This is a genomic window from Methyloceanibacter methanicus (genome assembly GCF_001723285.1).
GTDB classification, from domain to species: domain Bacteria; phylum Pseudomonadota; class Alphaproteobacteria; order Rhizobiales; family Methyloligellaceae; genus Methyloceanibacter; species Methyloceanibacter methanicus.
In genome coordinates this window covers 277,868-293,103 of sequence record NZ_LPWG01000014.1, presented here as the reverse complement: position 1 = coordinate 293,103, position 15,236 = coordinate 277,868, and the positions used below count along the sequence as shown (strand labels likewise).

The 15,236-nt window shown below is 63.5% G+C and carries 14 protein-coding genes and 1 pseudogene; 7 read left to right on the top strand and 8 right to left on the bottom strand.

The features are described 5' to 3' along the window. Positions 1–99 precede the first annotated feature (99 nt). On the top strand, positions 100–849 hold the full coding sequence (locus AUC68_RS15120) for a GH25 family lysozyme (protein WP_069438404.1): 750 nt from the start codon (positions 100–102) through the stop codon (positions 847–849). A gap of 49 nt (positions 850–898) precedes the next feature. Here AUC68_RS15120 and AUC68_RS15115 read toward each other — a convergent pair whose 3' ends face one another. Continuing rightward, complete coding sequence (locus tag AUC68_RS15115) at positions 899–1,585, bottom strand: TetR/AcrR family transcriptional regulator (protein WP_069438403.1); 687 nt, start codon at positions 1,583–1,585, stop codon at positions 899–901. A gap of 150 nt (positions 1,586–1,735) precedes the next feature. Here AUC68_RS15115 and AUC68_RS15110 point away from each other — a divergent pair, with 150 nt between their 5' ends. From AUC68_RS15110 to AUC68_RS16600, 5 genes are all read left to right on the top strand, one after another. Then, positions 1,736–2,893, top strand: a complete 1,158-nt coding sequence (locus AUC68_RS15110) for a calcium:cation antiporter (protein WP_069438402.1) — start codon at positions 1,736–1,738, stop codon at positions 2,891–2,893. Between the two features lie 120 nt (positions 2,894–3,013). Further along, entirely contained in the window at positions 3,014–3,775 is a 762-nt protein-coding gene (locus AUC68_RS15105) for a vWA domain-containing protein (protein WP_083240808.1), read from the top strand. 111 nt (positions 3,776–3,886) lie between these two features. Further along, positions 3,887–4,885, top strand: a complete 999-nt coding sequence (locus AUC68_RS18000) for a polysaccharide deacetylase family protein (RefSeq protein ID WP_069438401.1) — start codon at positions 3,887–3,889, stop codon at positions 4,883–4,885. Then, the gene (locus tag AUC68_RS17995; protein ID WP_244500558.1) at positions 4,882–5,376 is read left to right on the top strand and encodes a GNAT family N-acetyltransferase; all 495 of its coding nucleotides are present in this window, start codon (positions 4,882–4,884) and stop codon (positions 5,374–5,376) included. Before AUC68_RS18000 ends, AUC68_RS17995 begins: the two co-directional genes overlap by 4 nt. Positions 5,377–5,460: 84 nt before the next feature. Then, positions 5,461–5,799, top strand: coding sequence for a hypothetical protein (locus tag AUC68_RS16600; protein ID WP_141701319.1), 339 nt, complete (start codon positions 5,461–5,463; stop codon positions 5,797–5,799). A gap of 102 nt (positions 5,800–5,901) precedes the next feature. Here the strand turns inward: AUC68_RS16600 and metH are convergent, their stop codons facing one another. The 6 genes and pseudogenes from metH to AUC68_RS15065 form a co-directional block, all read right to left on the bottom strand. Next, a complete protein-coding gene (metH, locus tag AUC68_RS15090; RefSeq protein WP_280138565.1) occupies positions 5,902–8,652 on the bottom strand; it encodes a methionine synthase in 2,751 nt (916 codons plus the stop codon). Continuing rightward, positions 8,634–8,900: a hypothetical protein gene (locus tag AUC68_RS15085; RefSeq protein WP_069438400.1), complete on the bottom strand. Its 267-nt coding sequence runs from the start codon at positions 8,898–8,900 to the stop codon at positions 8,634–8,636. Before AUC68_RS15085 ends, metH begins: the two co-directional genes overlap by 19 nt. Positions 8,901–8,962: 62 nt before the next feature. Then, positions 8,963–9,325 (bottom strand): class I SAM-dependent methyltransferase, encoded by a 363-nt coding sequence (locus tag AUC68_RS15080; protein ID WP_069438399.1) that lies wholly within the window; start codon positions 9,323–9,325, stop codon positions 8,963–8,965. Positions 9,326–9,341: 16 nt separating this feature from the next. Further along, positions 9,342–10,391, bottom strand: a pseudogene (locus AUC68_RS15075) (homocysteine S-methyltransferase family protein); the annotation flags it as partial. Continuing rightward, positions 10,388–11,374, bottom strand: a complete 987-nt coding sequence (metF, locus tag AUC68_RS15070) for a methylenetetrahydrofolate reductase [NAD(P)H] (RefSeq protein WP_083240805.1) — start codon at positions 11,372–11,374, stop codon at positions 10,388–10,390. The gene metF and the pseudogene AUC68_RS15075, both read right to left, overlap by 4 nt. Continuing rightward, positions 11,374–12,501 carry an ArsR/SmtB family transcription factor gene (locus AUC68_RS15065; RefSeq protein WP_083240804.1) on the bottom strand — a complete coding sequence of 376 codons (1,128 nt, stop codon included), beginning with the start codon at positions 12,499–12,501 and terminating at the stop codon, positions 11,374–11,376. The genes metF and AUC68_RS15065 overlap by 1 nt, the downstream gene beginning before the upstream one ends. Positions 12,502–12,666: 165 nt before the next feature. Here AUC68_RS15065 and AUC68_RS15060 point away from each other — a divergent pair, with 165 nt between their 5' ends. After that, complete coding sequence (locus AUC68_RS15060; protein ID WP_069438482.1) at positions 12,667–13,503, top strand: class I SAM-dependent methyltransferase; 837 nt, start codon at positions 12,667–12,669, stop codon at positions 13,501–13,503. Positions 13,504–13,523: 20 nt separating this feature from the next. On the opposite strand, the gene ettA is transcribed toward AUC68_RS15060, so the two are convergent. Continuing rightward, the gene (ettA, locus tag AUC68_RS15055; protein WP_069438397.1) at positions 13,524–15,182 is read right to left on the bottom strand and encodes an energy-dependent translational throttle protein EttA; all 1,659 of its coding nucleotides are present in this window, start codon (positions 15,180–15,182) and stop codon (positions 13,524–13,526) included. Positions 15,183–15,236 lie beyond the last annotated feature (54 nt).

Sequence of the window (15,236 nt, the reverse complement as noted above, 5' to 3'; positions counted from 1 at the left end):
GCCAGCAGCCAAGACAAAATTAACCCCAAGTCCCGAGAGTTCCCCGCCAATTCGCCGAAAATTGTAGGCTAATCGGGCTTTTTTTTGGGGGGCGTCACCATGTGTTCTGCTTATCGCCGGTTCCTGAGTCTTGCGGTTGCCGGGGCCGTTGCGCTCACCGCTCTGGGCAGTGGTTCGGCCGCGGCCCGGTCGCTGAAGGACCACAAACCGCACAAGGGCGTCACCCGGGCCCATTCCATGCCGGTCCAGGGAATCGACGTCTCTTATTGGCAAGGCGATATCGACTGGGAGCGCGTGCGCGAGGCCGGAATCCACTTCGCCTTCATCAAGGCCACCGAAGGCGGCGACCACATCGACCCCAAGTTCCGTCAGAACTGGTATGCCGCCAAACGCGCCGGCGTTGCGCGCGGGGCCTATCACTTCATCTATTGGTGCCGGTATGCCTCGGAGCAGGCCGATTGGTTCGTCCGGAACGTGCCGAACGATCCCGACGCGCTGCCGCCCGTTCTCGATCTCGAGTGGCACCCGGATTCGAAGACCTGCCCGAAGAAGATCTCTCGGAGCCTGGCCCTCAAGAAGATCAAGATCATTCTCGAAGCCATGGAGCGTCACACCGGCAAACGGCCGATCATCTATACCGATCCGAGATTTCACCGGGACATTCTCCAGGGCGAATTCGAGGACTACCATTCTGGCTGCGGTCGGTCGCGGCCGAACCGCATGAGAAATATCCGGGCCGCAAATGGGCCTTCTGGCAGTTCACCGCAACAGGAAGCGTGCCCGGCGTCCCCGGCAAGTGCGACCGCAACATCTATAACGGGTCGCGGTCGGACTGGAATCTCGTGTTGAGATGGCTGGAGGCGAGCGGCACCGGCCACGGCGCGCGGACGGCCAGCCGCTAGGGCGTTTCCTTCGACGACTCCTGGCCGTCACCCTCCGGCAAGACGCCGAGCCCCTTCAGATAGATCAGCATGCCGCTTTCGAGCACCTCCTCCGGCGAGAGCGGGATCTTTCGCGCCGCGCTCCCCTCCTGGATGAAGAGCGATGCGATCCCGTGCGACATGGTCCAGATATGCATGGCCACGAGCTTCAGCGGTGGGCGTTCGTTCTCAGGCAGTTGCCGGCAAAGCGCGGCGGCGGCCCTCTGAAGCACGTTGAAGGCCTTCTCGGCGGCGGGCGACGAGGCTGCAGCGTGAACGGCCTCACCGCCGTGCTCCGCCGCGGCGCCCGACTCGAACATGACCGCGTAGCTCGCGGGTTCCTCGCGGGCGAACGCAAGATAGGCGCGCCCCAGGGCCTCGAAGGCTGACAGCGGCGTCGGGATCCCGTTGTTCCACGCCACGTCCAGGCGCGCCGCGAAGCGCTCGAATCCCGTACGGGCAACCTCGGCGAGCAGCGCATCGCGATCGCGGAAATGGCGGTAGGGCGCCGCAGGGCTGACCCCGGCCAGCCGCGCGGCTTCCGCAAGGCTGAAGCCGAACGCGCCGTGCTCTTCGATGAGCTTGCGCGCCGCTTCGAGTAGCACCTCCTTGAGGTTGCCGTGGTGGTAGGAGCGCCGCTGCCAGCGGCCGCTGGAATCGTTCATGTAAACGGCTATTACATAAAAGCTGCCCCCTCGGCTAGGTTCACCGTCATCGCCCGCCTGTTACACCGGCATCGGAATCAGTCCAAAGTCGCCGCTGCAGAGCGGCCAACAGGGTGGGCCATGGCCGGGGAGCCGTCGCGTCGAAACGTCATGAACAAGCATGTCCTGCTAGATAGCGTCGCGCCGGCGGTCGTCGGCGGCATCACAGCACTCCTCTTTGTGGCCTTCGGGGACGACATGATGTCGAACCTCGAGAATCACCCGAAGTCCGCGCTTCTCTTCGTTTGGCTGTTCGCCGTCATGATGTGGTGCGCCTATGCCGTGATGCAGCAGGGCGAGGCCGTGGCCGAGGAACTCGGCGAGCCCTACGGCACGCTGATCCTGACGTTCTCCGTGATCATCATCGAAGTGGCCATGCTGGCGGCGATCATGTTGAAGGGCGAGAACAACCCGACACTCGCGCGCGATGCCATGTTCGCGACCTTGATGATCGTCTTGAACGGCATGGTCGGCACGGCACTCCTCATGGGGGCGCTGCGCTATTGGGAGCAGGACTACAATCTTGCCGGGGCGCGCGCCTTTCTCGTCGTCCTGACGGCCCTATCGGTGTTTGCCCTGATCCTGCCGAACCACACCGAAATCCCGCCCGATCCCGTCAAAGCACCTGGCAAAGCCATCCTGTTCGCGGCGATCACGCTGCTGTTCTACGCCGTGTTCGTGATCATTCAGACCATGCGGCACCGCACCTTCTTCGCCGAGCCGGAACAAGGGCCGCAAGACGCGCAGCCGCAAGACGCGCAGCCGCACGGCACACGCGCGGACGAGGACCCGCTCCGGGAGACAGGAAAGAAGTCCCATTCGCTGGCCTTCCACACCATCATGCTGCTGCTGTGCCTGCTACCCGTGGTGATTCTTGCCGAATATCTCGGTGAAATCGTCAATTACGGCATCGAGGACATGGAGCTGCCGGATGCGCTCGGCGGCGTGCTGATCGCCATCTTGGTGCTGACGCCCGAGGGCCTCAGCGCGTTCTCCGCCGCCCTGTCGAACCGCCTGCAGCGATCCATCAATATCTGTCTCGGCTCGGCCCTGTCGACCATCGGTCTGACGGTGCCGGCGGTCCTGGCGATCGGGATGCTGACGGGCCGCGACGCCGAGCTCGGCCTGACCGAACAGGAAACCGTCCTGCTGGTTTTGACCCTGTTCGTGAGCGGCATGACCTTCGGCGGAGGGCGCACCAACGTCATCAACGGCGTGGTGCACCTCCTGCTCTTCCTCGTCTATGTGGTCCTGATTTTCAGTCCCTAGTTTGGGTCAGGACGGCGTCATGAGAGGGCCGCGCCCAAACGATATCCCGGTTTTTCTGCCATTCCGCAGCAAAAACAATTGGGTTATGATTGGCAAAATCGCCTATGGAGCAAGGAAACTATGCAAGATCGCGGCAACGTGTTTGCAATGCAGTGGCGGAAATTCTGGGTCGCCGGCCTTGCAGCTGCGGCCGTGGCCGGTTCGGCTTTCGTTGCGAGCGCCGAAGATGCCGCCACGCCGGAGACGAAGAAAGCCCCTTGCACCGACGACGCCATGATCGTCTTCGATGCCTCCGGTTCCATGTCGGGCAATCAGGTCCTCGGCATTCCCAATTCCAAGCCCCGTATCGACGAAGTGCGCTGGGCCTTGCGGCAAGTTCTTCCCAGCGCCACGCGCTACCGCCGTGTCGGCCTCGTGACCTACGGCCCCGGCCCCTACAATCAGTGCAACGTGTCGCTGGCCATGAAGCCGACATCCAATGCGGCGAAGCCCATCATGCGCGCGGTCAACCGGATCATTCCCGCGGGCAAGACGCCGCTCACATCCGGCGTGGAGCAAGCCGCCGAGGCGCTCGACTATCGCAACAATCCCGGTGTGGTCGTCGTGGTGACGGACGGCGAAGAAACCTGCGGCCGGTCGCCGTGCGAACTGGCCAAGCGGCTTCACGACAATGCCGCGCAGCTGACCGTCCATGTGATCGGCTTTCGCTACGAGAGCTATTCCTGGACGGGCGGGAACAGCGTGATGGACCTGATGTGTCTGGCGGAGCAGAACAACGGTCTCTACATCAAGGCCAATGACGAACAGGAGCTCGTCGATGCGCTTGAGAAGACCTTGGACTGCCCCATGATCTCGCAGGCGCCGCTCAACCCCATTCGCTGACGCAGCCCTCCCCGCCCATCTTTTCATTGACGCGATGCGCACAACTGGCTCAAGAAGCCGCTTGTCTGGTGTCTACGGGTTGGGGCGGCAATGCATCTATGGCGACGGGTCATGTGTGCCCTCGGGCTCGTCTTGGCGAGCCTCGTGCCCGCTGCCGCGGACGACCGACCCGATGCAGCCAACACGGCCTCGACGCTGCTGTCCGGCTGCTGGAGCGACGAGGCTCTCGCGGGCACCGAACCGGAGCGGCGCTCCACCTGGAACAAGGCGCGGCTGGATCTCGACGCCCTTCGCAAGGTGACCCGGCCGGACCGCACGCCCATACCTGAGCCGTTGCGCGGCTCGATCCGGAGCGTGAGGCTTGCCGACGGCGCAAAGCTGATCGCCCTCACCTTCGATCTTTGCGAGAGCAACGGCCATCGCACGGGCTATGACGGGCGTGTCATCGACTATCTGCGCGACGAAGACGTCAAGGCCACGCTGTTCGTCAGCGGCAAATGGCTCGAGAGCCATCCGGAGCGGGGGGCGCAGCTCATCGCGGATCCGCGCTTCGAAATCGGCGGGCATGGCCTCAGCCACCGCGATTTTTCAAGGGCCAGCGCATCCACGCTGCACGACGAAATCTACCTGATGGAGGCCGCGTTCCTGCGCGCCCGCGGGCGGCTGATGGCCAAGAGCTGCGCCTGGAATGCGGAGGGCGTCACCTCCCTTCAAGACGAGCTGACGCTGATGCGTTTTCCCTATGGCTGGTGCAACGCCCAAGCCTTGTCGGCGGTCGCCGAGGCCGGCCAACTCGCCATTCAATGGGACGTCGTGACCGGCGATCCGGACCCGAACCTGTCGGCGAAGAGAATCGCCAACGCCATTGTCAGCCTAGCCCATCCCGGCGCGATCGTGATCGGCCACGCGAACGGCCATGGCCGCAACACGGCCGAGGCCTTGACGCTGGCCATTCCCAAACTGAAGGAGGCAGGCTATCGCTTCGTGACCGTGAGCGAGCTTCTCGCCGCCGGCGAACCCGTGATCGCGCAGAGCTGCTACACGGAGCGCCCCGGCGACCAACGGCGCGTGGCACAGGTCAAGAAGCGCCGCCGCGATCGAAGAAAGTGACACCGTCAGCACTGCCCCCAACGGCCGACCTCGGCACCGTGCAGCTGCGCCCTCTCGCACCGGAGGCGCCTCGAGCCGTGGCCGCGGCGCTCGCGGCGACCCCGCCCTGGTCGACACTGGGGATTTCGGCGGAGGCACTGACGGCATTTCTGCAAGCCGAGGATTCCGGCGCACGGCGTTACGCCATCGTCGTGGACGACGCTCTGGCCGGAGTCGCGTCCATTCGCTTCCCTTGGCTCAAAGGCCCCTATGTGGAACTCCTGGCCATCCTCCCGGGGGTTCAGAGACGCGGGCTTGGCACAAAGGTGCTCACGTTCGTCGAGGCGGAGGCAAAGCGGCTTGGAGCGCGCAACGTCTGGGTCTGCGCCTCGCAGTTCAATAGCGATGCGATGCGTTTCTACAAACGCTGCGGCTTCACCGAAGCGGCAAGCCTGCCCGACCTCGTTACGGATGGTTTCGCCGAAACGCTTCTCAGAAAGACGTTGACGTAGCGCGGCGGGAAGCGGATCGGCGCGCGACCCCATTTTTGACCGCGCGCGATGCTTCGGCGCGCTCCGGACACCAGGATTTTCCACATGCTGTGCACCGGTGGCTGCGGAACGATGTCGCAGCCCGACAGCGCTCACAGGGGCGTCGATCCGTGGTGGAAAACCGAAAAAAATGTTCTCCGCGTGAACCGAAATCCTCTTGACGCGTTGATTGGCAACGTATGTCGCGCCCATTTGCTTGTGCGGCGCAACAAGGAAACAGCTTGGCACGCAATCAGGGGAGTTTGTAAAATGATCGCATTGCAGAACGGGCACCCCTCCAATCGGAAAGGAGAGCTTCCGATGGAATTGACAGCCAAACTGACCGTGGCTTCGGTCATCATATCGTTCAGCTTCCTCGCCGCCGTCATTCTTGGAATGATCTAGGGCGAGTGTATTTGGCCATTGGGCCGCCAACACCAAGCCAGCAGAGACAAAACGCCGTAGACGAACCACTTCGTCTTGGCGTGCCCTCTGCCGTGTTGGCTCCTACGCCGCGGCGTCGGCGGACTGCTTCGGATCGTAGTTGAGGATAGGACCGAGCCAGCGCTCGGCTTCCTCGAGCGACCAGCCTTTGCGCCCCGCATAGTCGGCCACCTGGTCGCGGCCAACCTTTCCGACACCGAAATAGCGCGCCTCCGGGTGGGAGAAATAGAGGCCGGACACGGCCGCGCCCGGCCACATGGCGCACGATTCGGTGAGTTTCACACCAATCTCGTTTTCCGCATCGAGCAGACGGAAGAGGGTTCGCTTCTCCGTATGGTCGGGCTGGGCGGGATAGCCCGGTGCAGGACGGATGCCCTGATACTCTTCGGCGATGAGAGCCTCATTCGACAGCGTCTCGTCCGGCGCGTAGCCCCACAGCTCGCGCCGGACCTTTGCATGCATCGCCTCGGCGAAGGCTTCAGCCAAACGATCGGCAAGCGCCTTCACGAGAATCTTCGAATAGTCGTCGTTGGCCAGCTCGAAGCGCCTGGCGATATCTTCTTCGCCAATGCCCGCGGTGACAGCGAAGCCACCGACGTAGTCGGCAATGCCGCCGTCCTTCGGCGCGACGAAGTCGGCCAGAGCCAGATTCGGCTTGCCGGTGCTGCGCGCCATTTGCTGGCGCAGCGTGTGGACCGTCGCAACCGGAACCTCGCGGGCTTCGTCCGCATACAGCTCAATATCGTCACCGACTGAATTCGCCGGCCAGAAGCCGACCACGGCATTCGCCTTGAGCCATTTCTCGCCGACGATCTGCTTCAACATTTCTTGCGCATCTTCGAAGAGCGGGCGCGCGGCTTCGCCATATTTGTCGTCATTGAGAATGCGCGGGTATGTCCCTTTGAGCTCCCAGGCATGGAAGAAGGGCGTCCAGTCGATATAGCGCGCAAGTTCGCCGAGATCGTAAGCGGTGAACGTGCGCGTTCCCAAGAAGGCCGGCTTTGGCGGCGTGTAGGCCTTCCAATCGAGCTTGAGGGCGTTGGCGCGGGCCTGCGCGATGCTCGCCCGCGCCTTCTCCGCCTGACCGCGTGCGTAGGACTCGGCCATCTGCGCATATTCGGCGCGGACCTTGGCAATGTGGCCGTCCCTGTGCTCCTCGGAGATCAACCCCGAGACGACGCCGACCGCGCGGCTGGCGTCTGTCACGTAGATCGCCTGGTTCCGCTGGTAGTTGGGGCTGATCTTGACGGCCGTATGGACCTTACTCGTCGTCGCGCCGCCGATCAGAAGCGGAATGTCGAACCCTTCCCGCTCCATTTCGGCCGCGACGTGGCACATTTCGTCCAGCGACGGCGTGATGAGACCGGACAGACCGATGATGTCGACGTTCTGTTCCTTTGCCGTATCGAGAATGACTTGCGAATGCACCATGACGCCGAGGTCGATCACCTCGTAATTGTTGCATTGGAGCACGACGCCGACGATGTTCTTGCCGATGTCATGCACGTCGCCCTTCACGGTCGCGAGCAGAATCTTACCGGCCGCCGGCTGATCCACGATGCCGAGCTCCTGCTTCTCCTTCTCCATGAAGGGCATGAGATAGGCCACGGCCTGCTTCATCACGCGCGCGGACTTGACGACCTGCGGCAGGAACATCTTGCCGGCGCCGAACAGATCGCCGACCACGTTCATGCCCGCCATCAGCGGGCCCTCGATCACATGGAGCGGCCGTTCCGCGCGCTTACGTGCCTCTTCGGTGTCCACCTCGATATAGGCGCCGATGCCGTGCACCAGGGCGTAGGAGAGCCGTTCCTCGACCGGCTTTTCGCGCCAGGAAAGGTCCGCCTCCTTCTTCTGCGATGCGCCGCCCTTGTAACGCTCGGCCGCATCCAGCAGGCGATCGGTGGCATCGTCGCGGCGGGTGAGGATCACGTCCTCGACGAGCTCGCGCAGCTCCGGCTCGATGTCGTCGTACTGGCCAAGCTGGCCCGCATTGACGATGCCCATATCCATGCCGGCCTGAATGGCGTGATAGAGGAACACCGTGTGCATGGCCTCGCGCACGCGCTCATTGCCGCGGAATGCGAAGGAGAGATTCGAGACGCCGCCGGACACATGCACGTAAGGCAGTTCAGCCTTGATGCGACGCGTGGCCTCGATGAAGGCCCGGCCGTAATCGTTGTGCTCCTCGATGCCGGTCGCGACCGCGAAGATGTTGGGATCGAAGATGATATCCTCCGGCGGGAACCCCACCTCTTTCGTCAACAGATCGTAGGCGCGCTTGCAGATCTCGAACTTCCGCTCCGCCGTCTCGGCCTGTCCGGTTTCGTCGAACGCCATCACGACGACGGCCGCGCCGTAGCGCAGCACCTTGCGCGCATGTTCCAGGAACGGTTCCTCACCCTCCTTCATGCTTATGGAGTTCACCACCGCCTTGCCTTGCACGCATTTAAGCCCTGTCTCGATCACAGACCATTTGGAGGAGTCGAGCATGATCGGGACGCGCGAAATATCCGGCTCCGAGGCGATCAGATTGAGGAAGGTCTTCATGGCCTCCTCGGAATTCAACATGCCCTCGTCCATGTTGATGTCGATCATGTTGGCGCCGTTCTCGACCTGCTGGCGCGCGACTTCGAGCGCCGCGGCGTAGTCGTTGGCCTCGATGAGCTTGCGGAAGCGGGCGGATCCCGTGACGTTGGTTCGTTCGCCGACCATGACGAAGTTTTGCGCTGCGTTGGTAGACATTCGGTCGAAGCCCCGTTCTTGTTGGCGGTCAGTGGACGGGCTAGTTCGCGCTAGGCGAAGGCAAGCCAGCCCTTGATGGAGAGTCCACGAAAAATCGGTGTCAGGCGCTCGAATCCGGCGCTGGTCAGCAGCTCTTCTTCACGCTCCGCCGACACCACAGCGACTTTTTCGAGATTGTCCGCGTTCTTCTGAGCGACCTCTTCCGCGGCGCCGTTCCGGATGGCATGCCGCTTCCAGATGCGCCGCAAGAGCTCGGTCTGAGGCTCGCCCGAAACGCCGACGCCGTCGACGATCGCAAGCGGCGCCCCCGGCTTCATGCGCGCATGGATGGCCTCGAAGAACGCCAGCTTCGACCCATCGTCCGGAACGAAATGCGCGGTCAGGAGACACGTGGCGGCATCGAAGTCCGATTCGTCCAGGTCGTCGATCGTCGTGGTCTCGACGCGCGCGCGGGCGCGACGGTCGAGCCGGCAAGACGCCGCCGCGCCAGTTCCACCATGGGCTGATACGTATCGGCACCGACGAATGACCAGTCGGCACTATCCGAACCGAGGCGCAAGATGTCCTCGCCTCCGCCGGCACCGACCACCAAAATCCTGGCCGGCCCTTTCGGAAGAAGCTCGAGAAACGACGCCGCGACGATGGCGAAGATTGCCCGCCGGCCGGGAATGAACTGTTCGGCCAGGGTGGCGTACTCGTCCAGATCAGGAATCTCCTGATCTTCGAACTTCAGTGCCGTCATGGCGTCACCCGTGCACGAAAGGTTCGAGGCCGGACAGACGCAAGGCATGCTCCACCTGCGGGACCACCCGCGGCTTGTAGGGCGCGACGGCTTTCGCGATGGCGCGGATGTGGTCGGGCGTCGTGCCGCAACAGCCGCCGACAATATTGATCAGGCCGTTCTCGGCCCAATCTTCCAGCAGCGCGGCCATCTGTTCGGGCGTCTCGTCGTACTCGCCCATTTCGTTGGGCAGCCCCGCATTGGGATAGATGCTGACATAGGTGTCGGTCACGTGGGAGATCTCGTCCACGGACGGCCGTAGCTGTTCGGCGCCGAAGGAGCAGTTGAAGCCGATCGAGAACGGCCGGAGGTGCCGCATGGAATACCAGAACGCTTCCGGGGTTTGGCCCGACAGGTTCCGTCCGGAAAGATCTGTGATCGTTCCCGAGATCATGACCGGCAGGTGCACGCCCTTCTCGTCGAAGACTTCCTCGACCGCAAAGCCCGCGGCCTTCGCGTTCAACGTGTCGAACACGGTCTCGATCAGGATCAGGTCGGCGCCGCCGTCGATCAGTCCGCGCACTTGCGTGGAATAGGCTTCGACCAGCGTGTCGAAGTCCACGTTGCGGAAGCCCGGATTGTTGACGTCGGGCGAGATGGACGCGGTGCGGTTCGTCGGACCGATGGCGCCCGCCACGTAACGCGGCCGGTCCGGCGTCTTGGCTTCCCAGGCATCGGCCGCTTCGCGCGCGAGCTTCGCCGCCGCCACGTTCATCTCATAGGCCAGGTCTTCCAAACCGTAGTCGGCTTGGCTGATGGACTGGGCGTTGAACGTGTTGGTCTCGACAATATCCGCACCGGCTTCCATGTAGGCGCTGTGAATGTCGCGGATGATGTCCGGCTGGGTCAGGACCAGAAGGTCGTTATTGCCTTTGAGGTCCCGGTCGAAATCCTTGAAGCGCTCGCCGCGGTAGCCGGCCTCGTCCAGCTTGTGCCGCTGGATCATGGTGCCCATGGCGCCGTCCAGGATGAGGATGCGCTCCTTGACCGCCTCGTAGAGGCGCTCGATGCGTTCTTCGCGGGTCATGACGCCACCTTTGCCGATTGCACAGGAACCGGTTCGAGCGTAGCGCCAGGCGAGACCGCCTTCTCGGCAAAGGCCTTGGCCGGCCGCAAGCCGAGCAGATGGCAGATGGCATAGACAAGGTCGGCGCGGTTCAGCGTGTAGAAGTGGAACGAGGTGATGCCCTGGTCGACGAGGCCAAGCACCTGCTCGGCCGCAACCGCCGCAGCCACGAGATGCCGCGTTTCCGGGTCGTCCTCCAACCCTTCAAAGCGCCGTTCCAGCCAGTCGGGCACGGTCGCGCCCGATTTCTTCGCGAAACTGGCCGCTTGCTTGAAATTGTTGATGGGGATGAGACCCGGGATGATCGGAATGTTGATGCCCGCGGCCCGCACCCTGTCGAGATAACGGAAATAGACCTCGTTATCGAAAAAGAACTGCGTGATGGCGCCATCCGCACCCGCGTCCACCTTGGCTTTGAGCATGGCGATGTCCGCTTCGACGGAGGGCGACTCCGGATGCTTCTCCGGGTAACAGGCCACCGACGTCACGAAAGGCGCAATTTTCTTGATGCCGGCGACCAGGGCCGCGGCGTTTTCATAGCCGCCCGGAGTCGGAACATAGCGCTCGCCGACGCCCTCCGGCGGATCGCCCCGCAAGGCCACGAGGTTGCGAACCCCAAGGTCCCAATAATCGCGAATGATGTCGTCCACTTCGGCCGTGGTCGCGTTGACGCAAGTGAGATGCGCGGCAGGCACGAGTGTCGTTTCGCTCAAGATCCGGGCCACGGTGGCGTGCGTGCGCTCGCGCGTCGACCCCCCGGCGCCATAGGTCACCGAGACGTATTTGGGGCGCAGCGGCTCCAGCCGCCTGATTGCATGCCAAAGCGTCTCCTCCATCGCCTGGTTCTTCGGCGGGAAGAACTCGAACGAGACCTCAATGTCCCCGCGGCCGAGAAAGCGGCGCTTTGGCGGCTCTTGGCCCTGAGTTTGTTGCGTTGCAGGCATTACGCGGCGACCTCCACTTTGCCGTTCCGTTTTCTTGTCTTGCCTGTGGCGGCCGGCCTTTGGCCGAGCCACAGCGATACCGTCAACTTGCCTTCCGGAGAACTGCCGCCGGGAGACTCTGCGTCCGAAGCCCCGGCGTCGGCCGCATGCGGGTTCAGATCCCGAAAGCTCAGGAGTTTAAGCCCAGCGGCCTCCAGCATGCGGCCGAGCTGACCCCGGCTGAAGCCCAGACGGCGATGGGCCGATTGTTCCCTCAGGAACTCCAACTCGTGCGGCGCGAAATCGACGACCAGCAGCCTGCCGCCCGGGGCGAGCAGACGCGCGGCTTCGGCGACCGCGGCGGCCGGGTCGTCCAGAAAGTGCAAGACCTGATGCACGACGACGGCGTCCGCCGCGCCGTCCGGCAAGGGGATGTTGTAGAGATCGCCGTGGCGCACCTGTGCCTGGGTCAGCCCGGCCCGCTCCAACTTCATGCGGGCATAGGCCAGCATGTCGTGATTGAGGTCGAACCCCAGCAACTTGTTGGCGCGGGGGCCGAACAACTCGAGGATGCGGCCCGTGCCCGTGCCAAGATCGACAAGCAGCTCGAAGGGCCCCTGCCCCAAGGCCGCGTCCATCGCCGCCTCGACCTGGCTTTCGGCCACGTGCAGCGTGCGGATCGAATCCCATTCGGCGGCGTGGGCCCTGAAGTAGTCCTGCGCGGCTTCGGCACGTGCGCGCTGGACCGCCTCGGCCCGGGCGCGGTCTCGGGCAAGCGTGAGATCGGACGGATCGAGACTGTCGACGATCGCCCGCGCCAGCGCGCCCTCGGGCCCGCTATCGGCGATGCGGAAGAACACCCAGGAGCCTTCGCGAAAGCGGGTGATGATCCCGGCCTCGGCCATGAGCTTCAAATGCCGGCTGATCCGCGGCTGGCTCTGGATCAGGATCTGGGTGAGATCCTTCACATTGTGCTCCATCTCCGCCAGAAGCGCCAAAATACGCAAGCGCGTCGCTTCGCCGGCCGCGCGCAAGGCCGCGAGCACGTGGGCGCTGGACAGGCCCTGCGTAGCGGTCACGCCTGGCGCGGCCGTCACGGCCAATGGCCCGTATTGCGATTGCGTGGTTTCCTGGAGCCCATCTGACATAAAGATATGTTTATATCTTCTTTCCAGGGGGCGCAAGAGCCGTCGGAAGGACGTCAAGAACCGTCCGTTTTCAAGCAAACTTGAACAGGCAAAGGAGTCCGCGTGCGCCTTTCGGCTGCTACGTTGCCGGCACTCGACCTTATCACCACCCAGCACGGGGAAAACATGATCGCATTACGCACCGGTCTCACTTGCCTGCTTCTAGCGCTCGGATCCTTCGCACTCGGCTCTCTTGACGCACGCGCCGAGCAATCGCCGGCCCAAGACGATCGCCTGAAGGAGGTGATCGCAGGCGATCACAGATCGGCCGACAACGCGGCGCGCGACGCATACCGTCATCCGTACGAGACGCTGAGCTTCTTCGGCATCAAGCCGGACATGACGGTCGTCGAGATCTATCCGGGCCGGGGCTGGTACACGGAGATTCTCGCGCCTTATCTCAAGGAGGCCGGAACGCTCTACGCCGCCGAGCCTCCCGCCGATCCATCCTATGAGGCCCTGCAGCGATCCCTCGACGCGTTTGACCAGAAGCTGAAGGACGCGCCCGAGCTCTATGGCCAAGTGAAGCGGACGAAGGTGACCGAGGATGGCGATATCGCGCCAGCGGAGTCGGCCGATCTCGTCGTCACCTTCCGCAATACACACAGCTTCATGCGGGCGGGCACCGAAGAGGCCTCGTTCGCCGCCATGTTCAAGGCGCTCAAGCCGGGCGGCGTGCTCGGTCTGGTGCAACATCGCGGCGATCCCGACGTCGAGCAGGATCCCAAAGCCGGCAAAGGCTACGTGAACCAGGACTATGTGATCGCGCTGGCTAAGAACGCCGGCTTCGAACTCGTGGAGACGTCCGAGATCAATGCCAATCCGAACGACACGAAGGATTATGCGAAGGGCGTGTGGACGCTGCCGCCCTCGTTCCGTCTCGGCGACGAGGACCGCGAGAAGTACGCGGCCATCGGCGAGAGCGACCGCATGACGCTCAAATTCGTGAAGCCCGCGCCTTAGGGCACTCGGCCCGGGCCGTATCAGGCCCGGGCGAACTTCTTGTACTTGATGCGCTTCGGGACAATCGAGTCCTCGCCGAGGCGGCGCTTCTTGTCCTCCTCGTAGTCCTCGAAATTGCCTTCGAACCACTCCACGTGGCTGTCGCCCTCGAACGCCAAGATGTGCGTGGCGATGCGGTCGAGGAAGAAGCGATCATGGCTGATGATGACGGCGCAGCCGGCGAAGTCCTCGAGCGCCGCTTCCAGTGAGGACAGCGTCTCCACATCCAGATCGTTGGTCGGTTCGTCGAGCAGGATCAGGTTGGCGCCGGACTTCAGCATCTTGGCGAGATGGACGCGGTTGCGCTCCCCGCCCGAAAGCTGGCCGACCTTCTTCTGCTGGTCGCCGCCCTTGAAGTTGAACCAGCCCACATAGGCGCGCGACGGCACTTCGCGTTTGCCCAGCGTCACCACCTCGGCGCCTTCCGAGATCTCCTCGTAGACGGACTTCTTGTCGTCCAGCGCATCGCGGGACTGATCCACATAGCCGAGCTTGACCGTGTCGCCGACGCGGATGGCGCCGTTGTCCGGGCTCTCCTGCCCCACGATCATGCGGAACAGCGTGGTCTTGCCCGCGCCGTTCGGCCCGATGACGCCCACGATGCCGCCGGGCGGCAGCTTGAACGACAGACCGTCCACGAGGAGCCGGTCGCCGAAGGCCTTCTCGAGGCCGTCGGCCTCGATCACCACGTCGCCGAGCCGGGGACCCGGTGGGATCGTGATCTGCGCGCGCGCGCTCTTCTCGTTGCCGGCCTCGGCCAAGAGTTCGTCATAGGCCTTGATACGGGCCTTGGACTTGGCCTGGCGGGGCCTGGGGCTTGCCCGGATCCAATCCAGTTCCCGGGCCAGCGTGCGCTGCTTGGCCTCTTCCTGTTTGCCTTCGACCTCGAGCCGCTTCTGCTTCTGTTCGAGCCAGGACGAGTAATTGCCTTTGTAGGGAACCCCCGCTCCGCGATCGAGCTCGAGCGTCCACTCGGTGATGTTGTCGAGGAAGTAGCGATCGTGGGTCACCATCACGATGGTGCCGGGATAGTCGCGCAAGTGATGCTCCAGCCAGGCGACGCTTTCCGCATCCAGATGGTTGGTCGGCTCGTCGAGCAGCAGGATATCGGGCCTCGCCAGAAGCAGCCGGCACAGGGCCACGCGCCGCCGCTCGCCGCCCGAGAGCTTGGCGACATCCGCGTCCCCCGGCGGGCAGCGCAGCGCGTCCATGGCCTGCTCGACCTGGGTATCCAGATCCCACAGATCCTGGGCGTCGATCTCGTCCTGGAGCTGCGCCATCTCGTCGGCAGTCTCGTCGGAATAGTTCACGGCCAACTCGTTGTAACGGTCGAGCTTGGCCTTCTTCTCCGCCACGCCCTCCATGACATTACCCATCACGTCCTTGTCCGGATCGAGCTGGGGCTCCTGCGGCAGATAGCCGACGCGCACGCCCTCGGCCGCCCAGGCCTCGCCCGTGAACTCCTTCTCCTCGCCTGCCATGATGCGCAGGAGCGTGGACTTACCGGCGCCGTTGACGCCCACCACCCCGATCTTGGCACCGGGAAGAAAGGCGAGCGTCACATCCTTCAAGACCTGCTTTCCGCCGGGATAGGTCTTGTTGAGTTTCGTCATGACGTAGACGTATTGCGGGTTGGCCATCAGCGTCCGTTCAAGGTTTGCGTTTCGAGGAAATTTGCCCGCAGCTTTAGCCAA

Bases quoted from the DNA above. Each gene is read 5' to 3' on its own strand.
- AUC68_RS15085 (WP_069438400.1), bottom strand. From the start codon at position 8,900: ATGAAGCCGGGGGCGCCGCTTGCGATCGTCGACGGCGTCGGCGTTTCG.
- AUC68_RS15115 (WP_069438403.1), bottom strand. From the start codon at position 1,585: ATGAACGATTCCAGCGGCCGCTGGCAGCGGCGCTCCTACCACCACGGC.
- AUC68_RS16600 (WP_141701319.1), top strand. From the start codon at position 5,461: ATGCTGTGCACCGGTGGCTGCGGAACGATGTCGCAGCCCGACAGCGCT.
- ettA (WP_069438397.1), bottom strand. From the start codon at position 15,182: ATGGCCAACCCGCAATACGTCTACGTCATGACGAAACTCAACAAGACC.
- AUC68_RS15120 (WP_069438404.1), top strand. From the start codon at position 100: ATGTGTTCTGCTTATCGCCGGTTCCTGAGTCTTGCGGTTGCCGGGGCC.
- AUC68_RS15105 (WP_083240808.1), top strand. From the start codon at position 3,014: ATGCAAGATCGCGGCAACGTGTTTGCAATGCAGTGGCGGAAATTCTGG.
- AUC68_RS15080 (WP_069438399.1), bottom strand. From the start codon at position 9,325: ATGACGGCACTGAAGTTCGAAGATCAGGAGATTCCTGATCTGGACGAG.
- AUC68_RS15065 (WP_083240804.1), bottom strand. From the start codon at position 12,501: ATGTCAGATGGGCTCCAGGAAACCACGCAATCGCAATACGGGCCATTG.
- AUC68_RS15110 (WP_069438402.1), top strand. From the start codon at position 1,736: ATGAACAAGCATGTCCTGCTAGATAGCGTCGCGCCGGCGGTCGTCGGC.
- AUC68_RS18000 (WP_069438401.1), top strand. From the start codon at position 3,887: ATGTGTGCCCTCGGGCTCGTCTTGGCGAGCCTCGTGCCCGCTGCCGCG.
- AUC68_RS15060 (WP_069438482.1), top strand. From the start codon at position 12,667: ATGATCGCATTACGCACCGGTCTCACTTGCCTGCTTCTAGCGCTCGGA.
- metF (WP_083240805.1), bottom strand. From the start codon at position 11,374: ATGCCTGCAACGCAACAAACTCAGGGCCAAGAGCCGCCAAAGCGCCGC.